At 44.8% G+C, this 20,835-nt stretch carries 13 protein-coding genes and 1 pseudogene; 9 read left to right on the top strand and 5 right to left on the bottom strand.

The features are described 5' to 3' along the window. Positions 1 to 7 precede the first annotated feature (7 nt). From D791_RS08645 to nth, 4 genes are all read left to right on the top strand, one after another. The gene (locus D791_RS08645) at positions 8 to 2,278 is read left to right on the top strand and encodes a mechanosensitive ion channel domain-containing protein (RefSeq protein WP_081763801.1); all 2,271 of its coding nucleotides are present in this window, start codon (positions 8 to 10) and stop codon (positions 2,276 to 2,278) included. A gap of 96 nt (positions 2,279 to 2,374) precedes the next feature. Next, entirely contained in the window at positions 2,375 to 3,385 is a 1,011-nt protein-coding gene (locus tag D791_RS08640) for a response regulator (protein WP_036510374.1), read from the top strand. Then, positions 3,382 to 4,353, top strand: a complete 972-nt coding sequence (locus D791_RS08635; protein WP_036510371.1) for a sensor domain-containing diguanylate cyclase — start codon at positions 3,382 to 3,384, stop codon at positions 4,351 to 4,353. The genes D791_RS08640 and D791_RS08635 overlap by 4 nt, the downstream gene beginning before the upstream one ends. Then, positions 4,354 to 4,992, top strand: coding sequence for an endonuclease III (gene nth / locus D791_RS08630; RefSeq protein ID WP_036510369.1), 639 nt, complete (start codon positions 4,354 to 4,356; stop codon positions 4,990 to 4,992). A 234-nt stretch (positions 4,993 to 5,226) separates the two neighbouring features. On the opposite strand, the gene yfaE is transcribed toward nth, so the two are convergent. From yfaE to nrdA, 3 genes are all read right to left on the bottom strand, one after another. Further along, entirely contained in the window at positions 5,227 to 5,493 is a 267-nt protein-coding gene (gene yfaE / locus D791_RS08625; protein ID WP_036510366.1) for a class I ribonucleotide reductase maintenance protein YfaE, read from the bottom strand. Between the two features lie 8 nt (positions 5,494 to 5,501). Then, positions 5,502 to 6,632, bottom strand: a complete 1,131-nt coding sequence (nrdB, locus tag D791_RS08620) for a class Ia ribonucleoside-diphosphate reductase subunit beta (protein ID WP_036510363.1) — start codon at positions 6,630 to 6,632, stop codon at positions 5,502 to 5,504. A gap of 112 nt (positions 6,633 to 6,744) precedes the next feature. After that, on the bottom strand, positions 6,745 to 9,009 hold the full coding sequence (gene nrdA, locus D791_RS08615; RefSeq protein ID WP_036510360.1) for a class 1a ribonucleoside-diphosphate reductase subunit alpha: 2,265 nt from the start codon (positions 9,007 to 9,009) through the stop codon (positions 6,745 to 6,747). A gap of 554 nt (positions 9,010 to 9,563) precedes the next feature. On the opposite strand from nrdA, the gene gdhA reads away from it, so the two are divergent. Then, complete coding sequence (gene gdhA / locus D791_RS08610) at positions 9,564 to 10,916, top strand: NADP-specific glutamate dehydrogenase (RefSeq protein ID WP_036510357.1); 1,353 nt, start codon at positions 9,564 to 9,566, stop codon at positions 10,914 to 10,916. A 50-nt stretch (positions 10,917 to 10,966) separates the two neighbouring features. Here gdhA and D791_RS08605 read toward each other — a convergent pair. Beyond that, positions 10,967 to 12,608 (bottom strand): annotated as a pseudogene (locus D791_RS08605) (acyl-CoA synthetase). Between the two features lie 122 nt (positions 12,609 to 12,730). On the opposite strand from D791_RS08605, the gene D791_RS08600 reads away from it, so the two are divergent. The 4 genes from D791_RS08600 (at position 12,731) to D791_RS08585 (ending at position 17,253) form a co-directional block, all read left to right on the top strand. Continuing rightward, positions 12,731 to 14,260, top strand: coding sequence for a sensor histidine kinase (locus tag D791_RS08600; RefSeq protein ID WP_036510353.1), 1,530 nt, complete (start codon positions 12,731 to 12,733; stop codon positions 14,258 to 14,260). Then, entirely contained in the window at positions 14,244 to 14,870 is a 627-nt protein-coding gene (locus tag D791_RS08595; RefSeq protein WP_036510350.1) for a response regulator transcription factor, read from the top strand. Before D791_RS08600 ends, D791_RS08595 begins: the two co-directional genes overlap by 17 nt. Before the next feature lie 99 nt (positions 14,871 to 14,969). After that, positions 14,970 to 15,446, top strand: coding sequence for a 2-thiouracil desulfurase family protein (locus D791_RS08590; RefSeq protein WP_036510347.1), 477 nt, complete (start codon positions 14,970 to 14,972; stop codon positions 15,444 to 15,446). 85 nt (positions 15,447 to 15,531) lie between these two features. Next, positions 15,532 to 17,253, top strand: coding sequence for a proline--tRNA ligase (locus D791_RS08585; RefSeq protein WP_036510344.1), 1,722 nt, complete (start codon positions 15,532 to 15,534; stop codon positions 17,251 to 17,253). Positions 17,254 to 17,364: 111 nt separating this feature from the next. Here the strand turns inward: D791_RS08585 and D791_RS08580 are convergent. Further along, positions 17,365 to 20,835, bottom strand: a 3,471-nt coding sequence (locus D791_RS08580) for a choice-of-anchor K domain-containing protein (protein WP_036510342.1), incomplete at its 5' end; no start/stop codon positions are given.

The raw sequence follows: 20,835 nt of genomic DNA, 5'->3' as shown, positions 1-20,835 counted from the left end.
GGGTGTTTTGTATATCAATATCTGGCTACGTCGTTGCTTTTTATTCTTCGCACTGATACTGGCTACTTTTTCATCCGTAAACGCTGAAACGCAAGAAAGCCAATCGTATGAAGCCTTAGCGGCTTTACTTGAAAACGATGCGCTTAGGGCGCAGCTTATTCAAGACTTACGCACACTGGCCTCACCGCACGAAGACGCGGCGGCCATCGATACATCAAGTGACAACGTTTCGCTAGCACGCCAAATAGCCAATCAAACACAATTTATTGCCGAAGAGCTGATCAGCCAAATTATATCAGGCGTAGGCGCCCTCAATAGCTTAACGGATGAAGGCTCATCGGTTGATTGGAGTACGATCACACTAAGCGTCTTGAATCTAGGCTATGTTATTTTAGCAACCCTGTTAACCTTTTTTATTCTTCGTCGCCTTCTAACCCCTCTCTTTAGAATGGCCGATGGCTGGACAACGCAAAGCCATGCTTTTGCCCCTCTATTAATGCGTTTGTTTGCAGTCATTTTTGCCGCAATCGCGGATCTATTTGCAGTTGGCGTGGCTTGGGTTGCGGGTTACGGAGTAGCGCTTTTACTTGTTGGTGAACTCGGGGGCATGGACTCAACCCAGTCATTATTTTTAAATGCGTTTCTTTTAATTGAAGCCTTTAAAGCCATTGTTAGGATGGTGTTTTCATCAAGATTTGATGGTTTACGCCTTTTACCTATGTGCGCTGAAACCTCTGCTTACTGGAACACTTGGATCGCCCGTTTAAGCGGATTTATCGGCTATGGTATGCTTCTGCTGGTTCCGGTTATCAACTTTCACTTAACTCCTGTTTTAGGGCGCTTCGTCAGCTTGCTGATTATGCTAGTAGCCTTCTCTTATGCCTTTGTCATCATCATGCAAAATAAAGCACGTGTATCAACGCAGATTAGAGCTCGCGCAGAAGAAGCCGACTTCGCATTTACAACCGTATTACTCAATATGCTGGCACGCAGTTGGCATGTGATTTCAATTGCGTATTTCGCAGGTCTCTTGCTGGTAACGGTTATCCGACCAGACGATGCACTTCCTATTATGTTACAAGCCAGCTTGCAAACATTGATTGCCGTCGGTGCTGGATTATTTATATCCGCATTGTTAACCCAAATTATTTCCAGACAAATTCGGATTCCCGAAGAAACAAAATTACGATTTCCGGCACTTGAGGCACGTTTAAATGGTTTTATACCGACATCGCTGAAAATCATTCGCTTAGTCATTATGCTGATTGTAATGGCCTTGGTTTTAGATGCTTGGGGGTTGTTCAACCTGAACCTGTGGCTAGCCTCAACAGGCGGTACGCGTTTTGTTAGCATGCTGCTCAGCGTTGCGTTAATTCTAATTGTTTCTAAATTACTTTGGATTGCGTTTGCCAGCTGGGTTGAACATCGATTAAACCCTAACACAGGCTCAGGCGAACCCAGTGCGCGAGAAAAAACACTGCTTACGCTCTTTCGCAACGCCGTCATGATCAGCTTAACGGTTCTAACCGCTATGATAACCCTAGCCGAACTCGGCATTAATATTGGGCCATTAATAGCAGGTGCTGGTGTCATTGGTTTAGCCATAGGCTTTGGCGCCCAAACCCTAGTTAAGGATGTCATCACTGGCGTCTTTATCCAGTTAGAAAACGCCATTAATACGGGCGATGTTGTTACTGCAGATGGGATCACAGGCACCGCCGAAAACCTGACCATTCGCTCACTCGGTTTACGAGACCGTTTTGGTACATATCACCTCATCCCCTTTTCATCCATCACGAGCGTATCGAACTACATGAGAGGTTTTGGCTACCACGTGGGCGAATATGGCGTTGCCTATCGTGAAGATACTGACGAAGTCGTTGTCCGCTTACGAGAAGCCTTTGATGAGCTAATGACCGATCCCGAGATGCAAGCCGTTATCATGGGTGAGCTTGAAGTGCAGGGTATTACCGAGTTTGGTGATAATGCGGTTAACATACGAGTTCGAATCAAAACATTACCAGGTTCACAATGGGGCGTTGGCCGGGCCTATAATCGTCTAGTTAAGCGACATTTTGATGCTGCAGGCGTGGAAATCCCCTTCCCGCACCTCACTGTTTATTTTGGCCAAAACAAAGATGGATCAGCACCGCCAGCACCTATTAATATTGTGAAAATGCCTTCAACACAGCAGCGCTCCCTGAACAGCGATATTGATGCTGACAGAGCACGCACCAATACAGACGCTCGTGGTGATTATGAAGAACCGGATAACTAGCTGATTTTGAATGTGGGTAATCAAATTGCATGACGCTTAAATTTTGGTTACTCTCATTATCTAGAAGAATAAAATATCTTAATCGGAGCTTTTTACGTGGCACAATCAATACCCGTTGTCATTTGCGATGATTCTCGCTTAGCTAGAAAGCAAATGGCTCGTGCCCTTTCTCATTGGAACGTTGAGATTACTCAAGCTGAACATGGACTTCAGGCACTCGAAGCCATTCGTGCAGGTAAAGGGCATATTATGTTCCTCGATCTCAACATGCCGATTATGGATGGCTATCAGGTTCTTGAGCGTGTCCGTCGTGATGATCTACCCTGCTTGGTTATCGTTGTATCAGGTGACATCCAAGAGGATGCACAAATTCGCGTCATGTCACTTGGGGCAATCGGTTTTATCAATAAGCCCATCAACGAACACATCCTTTGCGAGTCGTTAAAAGCTTACGGACTGCTGGATGAACTCCAAGCCCGAACCTCCACCTCAACTCAATTTTCTGCATCCGCCGAAGATATCCCTAAGGATATGTTTGACCTTGCACGTGAAACAGCAAACGTTGCCATGGGTCGAGCGGCAGGCTTATTAGCAAAGCTTTTAAATGTATTTGTGCACTTGCCTGTACCTAAAGTTCAATTAATAAGCATTGCTGAAGTTGATATGGCACTGCAAGCCAGCAGTGGCTATGACCCAATCACCACAGTATGCCAAGGTTTTATCGGCAAAAGCATAGCAGGCGAAGCCCTGCTCATGTTTAAAGAGTCCAATATTTCACAAATTGCTCAATTGCTCAAATATGATGGTGACATTAATGAAGCAGCAGAGCGTGAACTTATCATGGATATCAGTAATGTGCTTGTCGGCGCCTTTATCCGCAACTTTGGTCAATTAATAAATGTTGAGTTCAGCCAAGGAACACCTCAGATACTAGGGTTGCATTGCCACGCCCCTAATCTTCAACAAAATCCAGCCGAGTGGAAAAATACGCTGTCTATCGAAATTGAGTATACGATTGAAAACACCAATATTAGTTGTGATCTTTTGGTATTATTCACTGAGGACTCGCTGTCATCACTCTCTGAACGCATGGAGCAACTTACATGATCCACAGCCTACCGACCTTCAATCAAGACAATTCTTTGGAGTGGCAGTTAAATCTGATTCAGCACCTTGATGTTGGCATAGTTGTTTTAGATAAAGCATTCACTGTCAGGCTTTGGAACACATTTATGGTGAACCATTCGGGGATTAGCGCAGAACATATGCTAAATGCGCATTTATTCTCCAAGTTTACTGACCTGCCTGAGGACTGGCTGCGCCGAAAAATTCAGACAGTCATCATGCTAGACAACAGTGCATTCACAACTTGGGAAGAAAGGCCATGGCTGTTTAAGTTCAAGAGTTATCGGCCCATTACGGGCAGTGCTCGACATATGTACCAGAATGCAACACTGCTTCCGCTCAAAAATGCTCAGGGAGAAGTCGATCACGTTGCAATCATCATCTACGACGTAACCGATGCCGCTACAAACCGCTTAAGTTTACTCAATGCCAATCAAGAGCTGTCCCGCTTAAGCATCACAGACCAGCTGACAGGGCTTAGCAATCGCGGCTATCTTGAAAGCTGCATTAAAAGTGAATTTGAACGTTTTTGTCGAACACAACAAAAAAGCTCGCTTGTCATGCTGGATATTGATTACTTTAAGAAAGTGAATGACACGCATGGCCACCTTGTTGGCGACGAAGTCATTCGGAAAATATCTAAATGCATTACCATGTTTACTCGCACAACAGATCTTGCTGGACGCTATGGTGGAGAAGAGTTTGCTATTCTGCTGATCAATACACCTATAGGTAACGCAAAGATTTTCGCCGAGCGACTCAGAGAAGCTATCGAAAACACAGTTATCCAAGTCGACAACCTTGATCTCTATGTCACGGTTAGCCTTGGTATTTCTGTATCTGACAAGGGCTACACAGACTACAATCAATGGCTTAACGATGCAGATCAAGCGCTCTACCGATCCAAAGAACGCGGGCGCAATCAAGTCACCCTTGCCGATTACGATTAAATGAACGCTAGCAAACGCCACCAGATTTTTTCTCGCCTTCGCGAGCAAAACCCGCATCCAACGACAGAGCTGGAATACTCAACACCCTTTGAATTGCTAATTGCAGTTATTTTATCTGCGCAAGCGACCGACGTCGGCGTCAATAAAGCAACCCGCAAATTATTTCCTGTTGCCAATACGCCAGAGTCCATTTTGGCCCTTGGGCTTGAAAAGCTAAAAAGCTATATTCGCACCATTGGCTTATACAACAGCAAAGCAGAAAACATTCTTAAAACATGCCAACAGCTGATTGAACACCATAACAGCTCCGTACCCTCCACCCGTGAAGCATTAGAAGCACTTCCCGGTGTTGGACGCAAAACCGCGAATGTTGTGTTAAATACTGCGTTTGGGCAACCCACTATGGCGGTCGATACGCATATTTTTCGCGTATCCAATCGCACTCGCATAGCTCCGGGCAAAAATGTTCTTGAGGTTGAAAATAAACTTGTACGATTCATACCAACAGAATTTTTATTAGATGCCCATCACTGGCTCATCCTCCACGGACGCTATGTATGTGTAGCACGCAAACCCAAATGTGGTGCTTGTATTATTGAAGATTTATGTGAATATAAAGACAAAACAGAAGAAGCCTAGTCTAACGGCCTAGGCTTCATGACTTACCCACACAATCTGTGGATAAAGCTGTGAATTTATATTGGATGAATCACTGGAAGCCACGTGCTTCTAAGCGTGCAGCGAATTGATAAAAAAACATGCAGCGAAAACATTTTTAAAAATCAAGAATATACTTCTTGACAGTCATTTGCAAACCCAAAAACAAAAAAGGATTTACAGCCCCAACAACGGCTGGGGACTTGTGCATAGATATCAAGAATCTGGAATTTCAATCTCTATGTGAGTGCGCGGACGAGAACAACAGGCAAGCACCTCACCCTCAGCCACATCAACTAACGCATCTTGAACTTGCTCAACCTCTCCATCCAACAAACGCACCCTGCAACAACCACAGTAGCCACCGCGACAATTGTAAGGTGCAGGAATAGACTGAGCCTCTAACGCATCGAGTAAGGAATACTCATACTGATAATAAAAAGTATGATAATTATTCACTTTTATACGTGGAATCCCAGACATTCTATCTCCTAAAGATCGAATCCATCAAAGTCTTCAGTTTCGACATCATTATCAATCTGCCCAACCAAATATGAACTGATTTCAGACTCTTGAGGCGCTACTTGGACATTGTCACTCACCAACCATGCATTCATCCATGGTAATGGGTTTTGTCTGGCAGGAAAAATTTCATCGAGATTCAACGCTTTCATCCGAACATTTGTAATGTACTCGACATAATCGCCCAGAATTCTAGCATTCAAACCAATCATAGAACCTTGGCTGAACAAATAGACGGCCCAGTCTTTTTCCTGCTGCGCAGCTTCCTTAAAGATCTCATACACCTCAGGCTTGCACTCTTGTGCTATTGCCTTGAAATCAGGATCATCACGTCCAGACGCTAAGATATTCAACATTTGCTGAGTACCGGTCAGATGAAGCGCTTCATCTCGAGCAATCAAACGAATAATTTTTGCATTGCCTTCCATAATAGCCCGTTCAGCAAATGCGAAAGAACACGCAAAGCTGACATAAAACCGTATCGCTTCTAATACATTGACTGACACCAACGTCAGATAAAGCTTTCGCTTTAAATTGTACATGGACGCATCCAGCTCTCTGTCACCGATCAACTTTTTACCAGGACCATACAAACTGTACACAGTGACTAACTCAATGAACTCATCATACAAACGCGTAACAGACTCTGCACGTTTGACAATTTCTGGGTTTGTCACAATCTGATCAAACACAACCGAAGGCTCAGTGATGATGTTGCGGATGATATGGGTGTAAGAGCGACTGTGTATCGTTTCACTAAACGCCCAAGTTTCAAACCAAGTTTCCAGCTCAGGCAAAGAAACTACGGGTAAAAATGCGATATTGGGAGAACGACCTTGAACAGAGTCCAATAGCGTCTGATATTTTAAATTGCTTAAAAAGATATGACGCTCATGATCTGGCATATCATTAAAGTCTTTGCGGTCTTTTGTAAGATCAATCTCTTCTGGACGCCAAAAGAACGAAAGTTGCTTTTCAATCAACTTTTCAAATATTGAATACTTTTGCTTGTCGTAACGAGCAACATTGACACTCCGCCCGAAAAACATCGGTTCCATCGTCGCATCATGGTCGCTAGGATTAAAAGTAGAATAAGACATAAAGTGAATAACCTTGAAAAAGTGGTCACCAATAAAGTACAAAACTGCGGAGTCGTTAGACACCACAGTTACGGAAATAGCTGAGCTTTAGAGCCTGGCTAAGCGTTTGAGTTTAAAGCTTGCAAGCACCGCCTTCACACCCAGCATCATCCTGCTGATCAGAGGCACCATCTCGAGTATTATGATAATAGAGTGTTTTTAAACCATACTTATACGCCGTCAACAAATCCTTAAGCAATTGCTTCATTGGAACTTTGTCGCCCGGAAAACGGGTCGGGTCATAGTTGGTATTGGCTGAAATTGCCTGATCCACAAACTTTTGCATAATACCCACGAGTTGCAAGTAGCCTTCGTTATTTGGAATATTCCACAACAACTCATATTGAGACTTCAGCTCAACAAACTCCGGCACAACTTGCTTCATGATGCCATCTTTACTCGACTTAACGGATACAAATCCTCTTGGAGGCTCAATTCCATTTGTTGAGTTCGTAATTTGCGATGAGGTCTCGCAAGGCATCAATGCGGTCAACGTCGAGTTGCGTAAGCCAAACTCACGTATATCTTCACGCAGTGTTTCCCAGAAATAATGCAGCGGCTCTTCGCAATAACTGTCAACATCGCGCTTATACGTATCTATCGGCAAAAGGCCTTTTGCATAGGTTGTCTCGTTAAATTTCGGACAGGGCCCTTTTTCTTTTGCCAACTGATTTGACGCTTTTAATAAGTGATATTGAATGGCCTCAAACGTACGATGTACCAAACCGTTAGCAGAACCATCCGAATAGCGAACACCATTTTTAGCAAGGTAGTAGGCAAAATTCGTAACTCCTACTCCTAGGGTTCTGCGGTTCATCGTGGCGTTTCTAGCGGCCAAAATGGGGTAATCCTGATAATCAAGAAGATTATCCAGTGCCCGCACGATCAAATCGGATAAATTCTCAAGCTCATTCAAGTTTTCAAGTGCACCTAGGTTAAACGCGGACAAGGTACACAGTGCTATCTCACCATTAGGATCATTAATGTCATTCAATGGTTTAGTCGGCAATGCAATCTCAAGGCATAAATTCGACTGACGCACTGGAGCAACCGCAGGGTCGAACGGACTGTGAGTATTGCAATGGTCTACGTTCTGTATATAGATACGCCCTGTCGATGCACGCTCAGCGGCTAATATCCCAAACAGTTCCACAGCCTTTATCGACTGCTTACGAATGGACGGATCCTGCTCATACTTAACGTACAGGCGCTCAAACTCATCTTGATCCGCAAAGAAAGCATCGTATAAACCTGGCACTTCATGCGGACTAAAAAGAGTAATAAACTCCCCTTTAATCAAACGCTGGTACATCAGCTTATTGATCTGTACACCGTAATCTAAGTGACGAACACGGTTCTCTTCAACACCTCTGTTATTCTTAAGAACTAACAAAGACTCGACTTCTAAGTGCCATAAAGGGTAAAACAGCGTTGCTGCTCCCCCTCTAACCCCGCCTTGCGAACAGGATTTAACCGCTGTCTGAAAGTGCTTATAGAAGGGTATGCAACCCGTATGGAAGGCCTCACCTTCACGAATAGGACTGCCTATCGCACGAATTCTACCCGCATTAATACCAATACCAGCACGTTGTGATACATACTTAACAATCGCCGACGCCGTCGCATTTATTGAATCAAGGCTGTCGTCCGCCTCAATCAAGACACATGAGCTGAATTGACGCGTAGGTGTACGAACCCCCGCCATAATCGGTGTTGGCAGTGATAATTTAAATAAAGACGTCGCATCATAAAAACGCTTAACGTAGTCTAAACGTGTCTCTTTAGGATAGGAGGCAAACAAACACGCAGACACGAGCATATACAATATCTGTGGGCTCTCGTAAATTTGTCCCGTCACACGATTCTGAACAAGATACTTACCTTCAAGCTGCTTAACCGCAGCATAACTGAAGTTCATATCACGACCATGGTCTAAATAGTCGTTTAACTCATCGAACTCAGCCTGAGAATAGTCTTCTAATAAATGAGTATCATAACGATTCAGTTCAACCATTGAGCGCACATGAGTGTAAAGATCCGGTGCATCAAATGAACCAAATGCACGCTTCCTCAAATGAAAGATTGCCAAACGCGCAGCCAGGTACTGATAGTCAGGCGCTTCTTCAGAGATCAAATCGGCTGCCGACTTGATTAAGGTTTCGTGAATATCAGAGGTTTTTATGCCCTCATAGAACTGAATATGAGCACTTAACTCAACTTGAGAGACAGATACATTTTGTAGACCTTCAGCGGCCCAGATGATCACACGGTGTATTTTTTCAAGATCTATAGGTTCCTGCCGCCCGTTTCGCTTAGTCACCATCAGATTTTTTTGCATCGTCGTACTCTTCCGTTTTTGATCATTACTGTAGACCACCAGACGCGAACAACACCTGGTCATTTTTTAAACTAAAAACACTATATATTGTGTGCTTGGACAAACACGACACCAAATATAGTTGTTTTGAAGATTTTTTCAACTCTTGATTTAGCAGCAATTAGGGTGTAGAGACGGGGTAAAAAAGAACGGAAAACCAGCGTTTATGCGGCTTTGAAGAACGCGTCGATAGCCAGAATTCTTAGGTGATTTTTTTTCATCATAAACTGAGCATAGCTGCACGCTACAAAACGCGAGGATTGAATAGCAACAACACCACAAGGAGCAAAAACAGATATTTCGCACTAAAATAAAACAAAAAATAACCAATAGCGCACTCTATTGGAACAAGTCAAAAACGATAAAAAACACCACAAACAAATAATAAATATAGAAAAATCCTGTTTATGCGCACCTTTTCATCAAAATCATACCAATAGACATTTACCAAATTAGTGCACAAACGATATCATTAGTACTAATTTAGTGCATCAACTCTTTAGGATTTTCTTACCATGCCTTACGTACACGACACTCTCCAGCGCCTACAAAGAAGCAGCCCAGCTCAAACAGAGTTCTATCAAGCCGCTGAAGAAGTCTTAGACTCAATTCGCCCACTTCTCGATAAAGATAAGCACTATCGAGAAGAAGGCATCATCGAGCGCATTGTTGAGCCTGAGCGCCAAATCATGTTTAGAGTCGTATGGCATGATGATGCCGGACGCGTTCAAGTTAATAAAGGCTACCGCATTCAATTTAATTCAGCTCTTGGTCCTTATAAAGGCGGTCTTCGTTTTCACCCAAGTGTTAACGCTGGCATCATCAAGTTTTTAGGTTTCGAACAAATTTTCAAAAATGCACTGACAGGCCTCCCTATTGGGGGTGGTAAAGGTGGATCCGACTTCAACCCTAAAGGCCGCTCGGACAATGAAATCATGCGATTCTGCCAAGCCTTCATGACGGAACTCTATCGCCATATTGGCGCAACGGTCGATGTCCCTGCAGGCGACATAGGTGTGGGTGCGCGTGAGATAGGTTACCTGTACGGACAATACAAACGTCTGACAGGCAGCTACGAAGGTGTTCTGACTGGCAAAGGTTTAAAATGGGGTGGCTCATTGGCACGCAAAGAAGCCACAGGCTATGGGGCTGTGTATTTCGCGCAAAACATGCTGTCTGATAAAGGTGATCACTTAAAGGACAAAGTCTGCCTAGTGTCAGGCGCGGGCAATGTTGCCATTTACACCATTGAAAAACTTTATGAATTGGGCGCTCTTCCTGTTACATGCTCAGATTCGCAAGGCACAATCTATGATAAAAATGGAATTGACCTTGCTGCATTAAAAGAGCTCAAAGAACAACGCCGCGTCTCCCTAGAGCACTATCTTGAATTCCACCCTGACGCTGAATACACGCCATCCTCACATTATCCTAAAGATGGGCATGCCGTTTGGCGCTACAAGGCTCACGCTGCCTTCCCAAGCGCGACACAAAATGAACTCACAGAAGCCGATGCGCTGTGTTTATTAGAGAATGGCGTCACCTGTATTAGTGAAGGCGCAAACATGCCATCAACCGCTGAGGCCGTTGATCGCTTTATCCAAGCGCGCATTTGCTATGGCCCAGGCAAGGCCGCCAATGCAGGTGGCGTTGCAACCAGCCAGCTCGAAATGGCTCAAAATGCAAGCATGACGCAATGGACATTTGAAGACGTTGATCAGCGTTTGAAAGGGATTATGGCCGGCATTTATGAACGAAGTGTTTCAGCCGCGCGTGAATTCGATCACCCACACAATCTAGTGCTCGGTGCTAACATCGCAGGCTTCAGAAAAGTCGCTGACGCCATGATTGAGCAAGGCCTGATGTAACCGCCACTCCACGAGCCCTTGAATGGCTCGTGGAACACCTCTCAAACAAGTTAAGCCTTCTGGTTTGCCTGATCTCTAAGAACAAACTTCTGGATTTTTCCAGTAGATGTTTTTGGCAAGTCACAAAAAATAACCTTTTTGGGCGCTTTAAACCTTGCCATATTTTCACGGCAAAACTGAATCACATCCTCTTCCGTAGGCACGACTGAAGCCGATGGCTTGAGTGCAACAAAGGCACAGGGCACCTCTCCCCACTTTTCATCGTTCATCGCAACAACGGCCGCTTCCATAATCGCTGGATGACGATATAACACATCCTCCACTTCAATCGAGGAAATATTTTCACCGCCTGAAATAATAATATCTTTTGAGCGATCCTTAATCTCGATATAGCCATCCTCATGCCAGACAGCCAAGTCACCCGAGTGAAACCACCCCCCTTCAAATGACTTATCTGTCGTTGAAGGATTTTTAAGATAACCCTTCATAACCAAATTGCCTTTCATGAAAATTTCGCCGAGGGTTTTACCATCCTTAGCAACAGGCTCAAGCGTCTCAGGATTCGCCACCATCAATGCCTCAAGCATTGGCGCTCTCACGCCCTGCCTTGATTTCAAGCGAGCCTTATCCGTTGCAGATTTTTCATCCCACTCGTCATGCCATGCACAAACAACACTGTCCATAGGTTTCTGTCAGACCGTAAACATGGGTCACCTTAAAGCCCATCGCTTCCATTCCTTCAATAACCGAAGCTGGCGGTGCGGCACCTGCGGTCATCACTTTCACTTGATGCGCAATTCCCTCTTTCATCTCGTCTGGCGCATTGTTTAACATATTCAGCACAATTGGCGCACCACAGAAATGGTTGACCTTCTCAGACTTAATTGCGCCGTATATCGCATCAGCTCTCACATGACGCAAACACACGCTAATGCCAGCCGTCGCAGCTAGTGCCCATGGAAAACACCAACCGTTACAATGAAACATGGGCAAGGTCCACAAATAAACCGGATGACTTCCCATATCCCACGAAACCACATTACTGATTGCATTCAAATACGCACCACGGTGATGGTATACAACTCCCTTAGGATCACCTGTCGTACCCGATGTGTAATTTAACGTAATGGCATCCCATTCGCTTTCAGGAAGCGCCCAGTTAAATGACGTATCACCGTCAGCAATAAAGGCCTCATAGTCCATTTCACCGATCAGCTCTCCACCTTCATATGAAAGATCATCAATATCAATGACGATTGGCTTATGAGCAATCATTCGTACAGCACGCTGTATGACTTCTGAGAATTCACGGTCGGTAATCACGACCTTTGCTTCACCATGCTGCAATATAAATGCAATGGCCTCTGCATCCAAACGAACATTTAACGCATTCAGTACGGCCCCTACCATTGGCACACCGAAATGCGCCTCAAAGAGTTCTGGCAGGTTAGGTGCCATTACCGCTACGGTATCTCCCTTACCGATTCCTCTCTTCTGTAATGCACTGGCAAGCTGACAACAACGTTGATACGTCTCAGACCAAGTTCGGCGTATGGTATGATGCACAACAGCAAGCCGATTTGGATACACGTCTGCAGCTCTTGCAATAAAACTCAAAGGGCTTAATGGTGTATAGTTGGCTTGGTTTTGCTCAAGCCCTAACACATAAGGATTATGATTTGAATTGGACATTTTATTCTCCGGTAGTATCCCTGACATCCTTTTCTCATCATACGTACTTTCCCTTATTTGACAAGACGTCTGTTAGTCTTATAAATAGAGACATGCGCTTAAAACAATAAGGATACGCTCGCATGACCCCCAATCAAGACACCTATAACGAACTCCTCAAAGAAGCAGACCGCTATCGATTACTCGCAGAGCAGTCGACTGATTTAATTTCTCGCCACAGTGCAACCCCGGATTGGGTTTTTATTGATGTTAATCCAGCAATTGAGCCCTTATTAGGATTCACTGCAGATGAAATCATAGGCACATCAGGCTACGCTTTATTTCATCCCGAGGATGCTGACAACCTGAAAAACCGTGCGGACAGTGTCAGATACCGCGACGGCCTATACACCAATGTATATCGCTATCGCCATAAGGATGGGCATTACGTATGGTTTGAGACAACCAGTCGAACCATCAAAGACGACGACAATCAACCCGTCGAGGTCATCTGCGTTTCCAGAGATGTAACAGAGCGAGAGTTGGCCTTACAGGCCACAAGACGCCTTGCACGCGTCGTTGAGGCTTCATCAGATATCATCCTATTTTGCAGCCAGCAAGGCCTTGAACTCACGTATGTAAATGAATCGGCACAACGCACCTTATCAATCAACGCGGACACAGGCCACCTTCCTGCTTTATCGCTATTTTTTGAGCCTAACTATTTCAAGTCACAGGTGATAACGGCACTGGAAAGCGCTGCAAACACAGGCAACTGGAACGGCACCCTAATACTGGACTTACCAAAAGACAGCCAATGCATGGCTGAGTTACGGGAGATCATTGCTCATCGTGACAGAAACAATCGCACTCAAGTTGAGTACTATACCCTGATTGGGCGTGACGTCACCCTTGAAAGGAAAGCGGAAGAGCAAGCAAAACGACAGCAAACAGAAATGGCTCATTTGTCACGACTACTATCCGTCGGTGAGATGGCCACTGAGCTTGCACATGAGGTCAATCAACCGCTCGCTACTATTTTAAATTACAGTAACGGGACGCTCAGACAAATTGAGGAACAACAAATCACTCAGCTTGAGCATGCTAAACATGCGCTTAAGCTTATTTCGCGCCAAGCCCATCGCGCCGCTGAAATTATTAAACGTATTCGTCGTTTCGTGCAAAGAACAGACTATCAGCGGACCCTTTTTTCGATCAACGACTGCTGTCACGAGGTGGCAGAGTTTTTGAAACAAGAGGCAACTGATCAAAAAATTGAGTTTATTTTTGAGTTGGATGCAAGCGCACCTAAGGTTGAAGGTGACCGCGTACAAATTGAGCAGGTCATTATGAATTTAGTACGAAATGCCATTGAAGCTTACTCTCATAAGAACATTGCATTGCGTTATGTCATACTCTGCACATTCACTGAAAAAAACTTCATAATAGTCAAAGTTTCTGACAATGCGGGAGGGATTGATCCAGGCCTTCAAAGCACTTTATTCGATCCGTTTACCACGAGCAAAACAAGTGGGCTTGGCATGGGACTTTCGATTGCTCGCAGCTTAATCGAAAGCCATGGAGGCCAACTCTGGTTAGAACCTAACGGCGTTGCCGGCAGTCACTTCTTATTTAAACTTCCTACGAGGGCCCGACATGAGCCAAAACAATAAAACGGTTTTTTTAGTCGACGATGATCAAGATTTCCGTGACTCCATGTGCTGGCTGCTTGAGTCAGCCGGATATATCGTTAAACACTATGATTCAGCTGATCGTTTTCTACATGAATACGACCTCAGCATGGGTTGCTTATTGCTTGATGTTCGCATGCCGGGAACCAATGGCTTAGCCTTACAACAGATACTCGCTGAAAAGCACATTCCACTGCCCATTATTTTAATTAGCGGCCATGGCGATATCCCCATGGCAGTAAACGCAATTAAAGCAGGTGCTTTAGACTTTATTGAAAAGCCTTTTGATGACAAATTACTATTAAGCCTTGTCGAAAAAGGGCTCACGGAAGCACAGCAACGTTTTGCTTCATACAAAGAAGAACAAAAGATTTTTCAGCACTATGATCAACTAAGTGGACGTGAAAAAGAGGTCATGTCCTTAGTTACGGCGGGCAATGCCAATCGTGAAATTGCTGAGATTCTCAAAATCAGCCCCAAAACAGTTGAAGTGCATAGGGCCAGAGTTATGAGCAAAATGCATGCAGAGAATCTCCCAGAACTGGTGAACATGAGCACTTTGCTGAAACAATACGGATCTCTACTTTCTTGACTTTGATCAACTTAGCAAGCAACCGATTAGTCAAAGGTGTCAAAAAATCGTAAAATACACGCTCTAAAATAACGATAAATCATCCAAAGTGTTTACGATATGTTAAAAATTCTTGTAAGCGCCTGCCTTTTGGGCGCTAAAGTTCGCTATGATGGCCAAACCTGCCCTCTTCAACATCCAACGTTACGGCTTTGGCAAACTGAAGGCAGGCTTGTTATGGCCTGCCCCGAAACGCTTGGAGGTCTCCCAACGCCAAGACCTCCTGCAGAAACCCAATCCAGATTTCCAATTCTGATTACAACGGATAAAGGTGACGATGTAACACCTGAGTTTTTAGCAGGGGCTGAAGCAACGCTGGATATTGCCAAGAAGCACCACGTATGCTGCGCACTCATGAAATCAAAAAGTCCTTCTTGTGGCAATAACGAAATTTACGACGGAAACTTTTCTAACACTCTGATAAGGTCACCCGGCGTTGCAGCGAATGAACTCATTCGCAATGGCATCCCTGTCTTTAATGAACACCAAATTGATGAGTTAATTAAATTTGTCGAAGAGGCAAGCTTCGCCGCTTAGCAAATATCCCCTCTCAATACTTGTTACACTTGGCATAGCCACCTAAAATGGTGGCTATTTTCGTCAACTACGGAACATCAGCCTTATGCGTGCCAGTCAATACTTAATCTCAACGCTAAAAGAAACACCTGCAGATGCAGAGGTGATCAGCCATCAACTCATGCTTAGAGCTGGCATGATACGTAAACTTGCCTCTGGACTTTACACTTGGCTCCCTATGGGTCTTCGTACATTACGCAAAGCAGAGCGTATTGTTCGTGAGGAAATGGATGCATCGGGTGCTCATGAAGTGCTAATGCCGGCAATTCAACCAGCCGAACTCTGGCAGGAGTCAGGACGTTGGGAAAAATATGGCCCAGAACTGTTGCGCGTCAATGATCGCCACAACCGTGATTTTTGCGTAGGGCCAACGCATGAGGAAGTGATCACGGACATGATCCGCCGTGAAATTAAAAGTTATAAGCAACTTCCTGCCAACTTCTATCAAATTCAAACAAAATTCCGTGATGAAATCAGGCCCCGTTTCGGTGTAATGCGCTCACGCGAATTCATCATGAAAGATGCGTACTCGTTTCACTCAAACAGAGAGTCGCTTCAAGACACCTATCAGCTCATGTACGATACTTACACGCGTATTTTTACGCGTATGGGGCTGGATTTCAGACCTGTCTTAGCCGACAACGGATCTATTGGCGGAAACTCATCTCATGAATTCCATGTTCTTGCCGAATCGGGCGAAGACGATATTGCCTTTTCCGATACAGGAACCTATGCCGCCAACATTGAAAAAGCCGAAGCTCTGGCTCCAAGCTACCCTCGCGCAGAAGCCACGCAAGACATGCATTTAGTCGATACACCTAAGGCAAAAACCATTGCGCAACTGGTCGAGCAGTTTAATCTCCCCATTGAGAAAACGGTGAAAACACTGATCGTCAAAGCCAGCGATCAAACCGATGCTGAGTTTGTAGCGCTATTGGTTCGCGGTGATCATGAACTCAATGAAATAAAAGCGGAAAAACATCCGCTCGTTGCTGCACCTTTATGCTTTGCAACAGAAGATGAGATTCGTGCACTACTCGGTGCAGGCCCAGGCTCTTTAGGCCCCATCAACCTCCCTATTCCGTGCATCATTGACCGCACGGTAGAGCGTATGTCTGATTTTGGTGCTGGTGCAAATATTGAAGATAAACATTACTTTGGTATCAATTGGGACAGAGACTTGCCTACACCTGAAGTCGCAGATCTACGCAATGTTGTACCCGGTGACCCAAGCCCTTGTGGCACAGGACAGCTTGAAATCAAACGTGGTATCGAAGTAGGTCATGTTTTCCAGCTCGGTAATAGTTATTCTGCAGCCATGAATGCGACCGTCCTAGATGAAAACGGCAAATCCGTTATCATGGAGATGGGCTGTTATGGTATCGGCGTCACACGTGTCGTTGCTTCAGCCATCGAGCAAAACCACGACGACAAAGGCATCATTTGGCCTGTTGCACTGGCCCCCTTCTCCGTTGCCCTCGTGCCATTAAACTACGACAAATCTGAAGATGTTCGTCAGCAAGCGGATGCACTTTATGCGCAATTGACGACGGCAGGCATTGATGTACTGTTAGATGATCGCAAAGAAAGACCCGGTGTTAAGTTTGCGGATATGGAGTTAATAGGTATTCCCTATCGTGTGGTTATTTCTGACCGCGGCTTAACAAATGGTATGGTTGAGTATAAAGCGCGACAGGATGCGGAATCTCAGGATATCAATCTCAGCAATATTTTTGAGTTGCTTGTTAACAATATTCGCAACGCATAAGTTAATATCGCTTTAGCAAAAAAAGAGGCTTATTTAGAGCCTCTTTTTTTATGCCAACTTCATGATCAGACATCGGCTACTCGATCCATCGAGTAGCCGGATTGCTCTAGCTTAGTTATCGATATTTAGCATACCTTTACTAATCAAGTCATTCAGGAATTCAGCCGAACTTTCACCGTTCATTTGCACTCCCTCCAAGACAATCTTCTGATCGGCATTCTCTGGATTACCTAATAAGCCTCCATCTGTCTTGATGAATAGAACCGTAGAATTACCGTCCTGCTCTGCCAAGATAAAGTCATTGATGGTTGACTCAGACTCTCCAGACAATAGATCTTTCAAATCCAACACATTGTTGCCTATTGAGAAGTCTTTAACAACATCAACTGCTGGGGCACCCACACTTCCTTGATCATTGAGTTCCCACTTGAAGACATCATCGCCTTCCCCACCAAAGAGAATGTCATTGCCTTGACCACCGATAATCAGGTCATTGCCGCTGCCACCCACAATCGTGTTGTCGCCTTCATCCCCTCTGAACACTTCACCGGCTTGCGCTGTTTTACCATTCAGGTTAATGGTAAGTACAGACTGAACCTGATCTCCATCCGCATCTGTTAAGACGTAAGTGAAGGAGTCTTGAACTAACTCATTTGGCTTCAGTGTCGATAGCACATCAGGTTTAGCAATGTAGGTATACGAACCATCCTCTTGGATAGTCAGGCTACCGTACACTCCATCAATTGTGCCAGATGCGGCATTGATACCAGACCATTTCACAGCATCTGCAACGGCAGCACCATCGGCACCGAAGTTGTAGTCAACTTGACCCTCAATCGACGGCAGCGCATAGGTTGAGACGAGCTGTCCAACAAGTTCAAACGAGTTAGAACGAGTCTCAGTCGTACGAATTTGCTCAACCACATTTCCATTTTGATCAATAAACCCTTTCACTTGGAACTGGTATTCACGACCATTAACGATAAACGTCTGTGTAGCATCCACATTCGTAATGGTGACAATATCATCATTATCCGGATGTGTTGGCGTCGAGTTCGTATTTGACGTCTCATTATGATCCAAAACGATTCTCGCTTCGACTGCCTGCAGCTCTCCCTCGATAACAAGATTAAAGCGAACAATCAAATCCGTACCCGTAAAGTTGCTTGAACCCGACGAGATTGGGAAGTTGTTGTGTGTGAAGACACCCAATGTAATCAACTGATCAAGTGCAATATCAGTCTCAACACGCAACTCCTCATTATCGACAAAGGTATAACCAGAGCGTTGCGAACCAGACGTTGGTGTACCCCATTCAAGCTTATCAACGAAAGTATCTTGATCGACATTTGTACCTGTCGCTGCGCCGAAAGACTCAAAACCAGCTTCAAAGGAGCCTATTTTTGCCTCCACGAGATTCACGTCAAGTGATACTTCAGTTTCAGCTGCAACTGGAACATCATCAATGATATTGGCTTTAAGCTGAGTCGTCGCTTCAGCACCACTCGCACTGGTTACGGTAATGTCGAACAACCCTTTAGAGAGTTCGTCTGCACCTTGTGCAGAATGTGCTTCAGGTGATGTCAAATCAAACTCGTAGTTTAACTTGTAGATACCTGATGCCCCCTCTTCAAAGCCTGTCAGTGTCACCGTGTTTCCAGCCGCTGTGGTCAACACAAAAGGTGTATCTGCAAGGTTATTTAGCTGCTCTTGATTCAACAAAGCTCCATCAATCAAGATTGACGTAATTGCATTTGCAGATGTGATCACTACTTGGCCACTGGCTGAAGTTGACCCTTCACCAGCCGCTGATCCTTCCGGCAAGAATTTCTCTTGTACCGTTGGCGCTGTAACCTGCATTGTGATGAAGTTAGAAACACCATTTAGATGAATCTCCAATGAGGACTCAACCAAATCACCATCTGCATCCTTCAGCACGTATGTGAATCGATCAACTAAGACTTCACCTAACTGCAGCTTATTGCGAGCCTCCGTCTTGACTTCATAGCTGTAGCTGCCATCTGGATTGATAGTCAAAATACCAAGATCCGTTTCAATCACACCGGATGCAGCATCAATATCCTTCCAAATCACGGGATCTTCATCAGCGGCGCCATCGGCACCCCAGAAGTAGTCAACCTGCCCCTCAAACACAGGGAGATCAGACGTTGAAGCCAATTCGGCAAAGAGTTTAAATGAGTTAGACGCCTGTTCGGTTGTTCTAATTTCATCAACAATATTACCGTCTTGATCTAAGAAGCCCTTAATTCGGAACTCGTAGATGCGATCATTGATTTCATAAGTTTGAACAAAATCAATATTCGTGATCTTGATGATGTCATCATTTTCAGGTGCTTGCGGATCCGAGTTTGTATTCGGTGTTTCATCGTGCTCAAGGAACACTTGACCCGAAATCTCTTGTTCAACACCATCAATCACCAACGTAAATTTAACTTCCAATACGGTGCTTGTCAGGATCGAGCCCGACGACAGAATTGGGAAGTTGTTGTGGGTAAAGGTTCCCAACTCAATCAATTGGTCAGTGAAAATCGTGTCACCTGTACGGAAGTCTTCATTATCCTCGAATACATAGTTCGAACCTTGGGAACCATTTGCAGGCGTACCCCAAGTTAAGCGATCCGCGTATGCATCTGCATCAAGGACCTCACCTGATACACTTCCATTAACAGCGGTAGTTTCTTCGAGCAAGAAGCCTGCTTTGAAACCAGAAATTCCAGCTTCAGTCAGGGCTACACCGATGTTTTCTTTTACATCTTCCGCTGCAGGAATATCGTCAACAATTGATACCTCTACCTCAGAACTTTCAACATTTCCACGTTGATCCGTGACTGACAAACTGATTGGCTCTTTGGCCAACTCATCTGTTCCTTGTTCAGGATGTGACGCTGGGTTTAACAACTCAAACGTGTAATCAACTTGGTAAGCGTTATCGTTGACTTGTATAAAGCCAACGATCTCAACCAAGTTACCTTCTGGTGTGGTGATGCTAATCGGCGATGCATTGCTCGCTTCCAGCGCTTCCAGGGTAATCACAACACCTGCAATGGTGACTGACTGGATGCCTTGAGATGTGGTAATTCTAATACTGCCACTGTCTTTCGGTTCACCGTCATTTGCTGCTGAGCCATTAGACAAGAACTTTTCAAAGACTTCGAGTGAACCCGATGTCTCAATCGCAAGCTCTACCACTAACAACAGTTCATCGTTCGTTTGAGCAAAGACATCCTGACCATTATTATCAATGGCTTTGGCATCAATCGTTAAATCACCATCGACTAACTCACGAATATCAACATTTTCAACTGAATAGCTTCCGTCCTCATTGACACTCGCTTGGGTTGTAACGGTATTCCCTACACTGTCTGTAATCGTGATTTCGACAGTGCTGTTTTCAGGCACATCTATTGTTGTACCTTCAATATCCATCAGACCTGTTTCATTGTTGACAGTGGTATCAACTGTTATTTCAGCTGCAATCGCATCCAACTCAGCGCTGTCTGTGCCTGTGATTGGGTTGCCGTTGTTGTCCGTTGCGCTTGCAACTACTTCCAATGGACCGTC

The sequence above is a fragment of the Nitrincola nitratireducens genome (assembly GCF_000585235.1).
GTDB lineage: Bacteria > Pseudomonadota > Gammaproteobacteria > Pseudomonadales > Balneatricaceae > Nitrincola > Nitrincola alkalisediminis.
Note: the sequence above shows the minus strand (reverse complement) of the source record. Positions and strands in the feature narration are given on the sequence as shown.

What these genes read in the sequence shown, in the direction of transcription:
- D791_RS08635 (WP_036510371.1), top strand. Translation starts at nt 3,382, where the DNA reads ATGATCCACAGCCTACCGACCTTCAATCAAGACAATTCTTTGGAGTGG.
- nth (WP_036510369.1), top strand. Translation starts at nt 4,354, where the DNA reads ATGAACGCTAGCAAACGCCACCAGATTTTTTCTCGCCTTCGCGAGCAA.
- yfaE (WP_036510366.1), bottom strand. Translation starts at nt 5,493, where the DNA reads ATGTCTGGGATTCCACGTATAAAAGTGAATAATTATCATACTTTTTAT.
- nrdB (WP_036510363.1), bottom strand. Translation starts at nt 6,632, where the DNA reads ATGTCTTATTCTACTTTTAATCCTAGCGACCATGATGCGACGATGGAA.
- nrdA (WP_036510360.1), bottom strand. Translation starts at nt 9,009, where the DNA reads ATGCAAAAAAATCTGATGGTGACTAAGCGAAACGGGCGGCAGGAACCT.
- gdhA (WP_036510357.1), top strand. Translation starts at nt 9,564, where the DNA reads ATGCCTTACGTACACGACACTCTCCAGCGCCTACAAAGAAGCAGCCCA.
- D791_RS08600 (WP_036510353.1), top strand. Translation starts at nt 12,731, where the DNA reads ATGACCCCCAATCAAGACACCTATAACGAACTCCTCAAAGAAGCAGAC.
- D791_RS08595 (WP_036510350.1), top strand. Translation starts at nt 14,244, where the DNA reads ATGAGCCAAAACAATAAAACGGTTTTTTTAGTCGACGATGATCAAGAT.
- D791_RS08590 (WP_036510347.1), top strand. Translation starts at nt 14,970, where the DNA reads ATGTTAAAAATTCTTGTAAGCGCCTGCCTTTTGGGCGCTAAAGTTCGC.
- D791_RS08585 (WP_036510344.1), top strand. Translation starts at nt 15,532, where the DNA reads ATGCGTGCCAGTCAATACTTAATCTCAACGCTAAAAGAAACACCTGCA.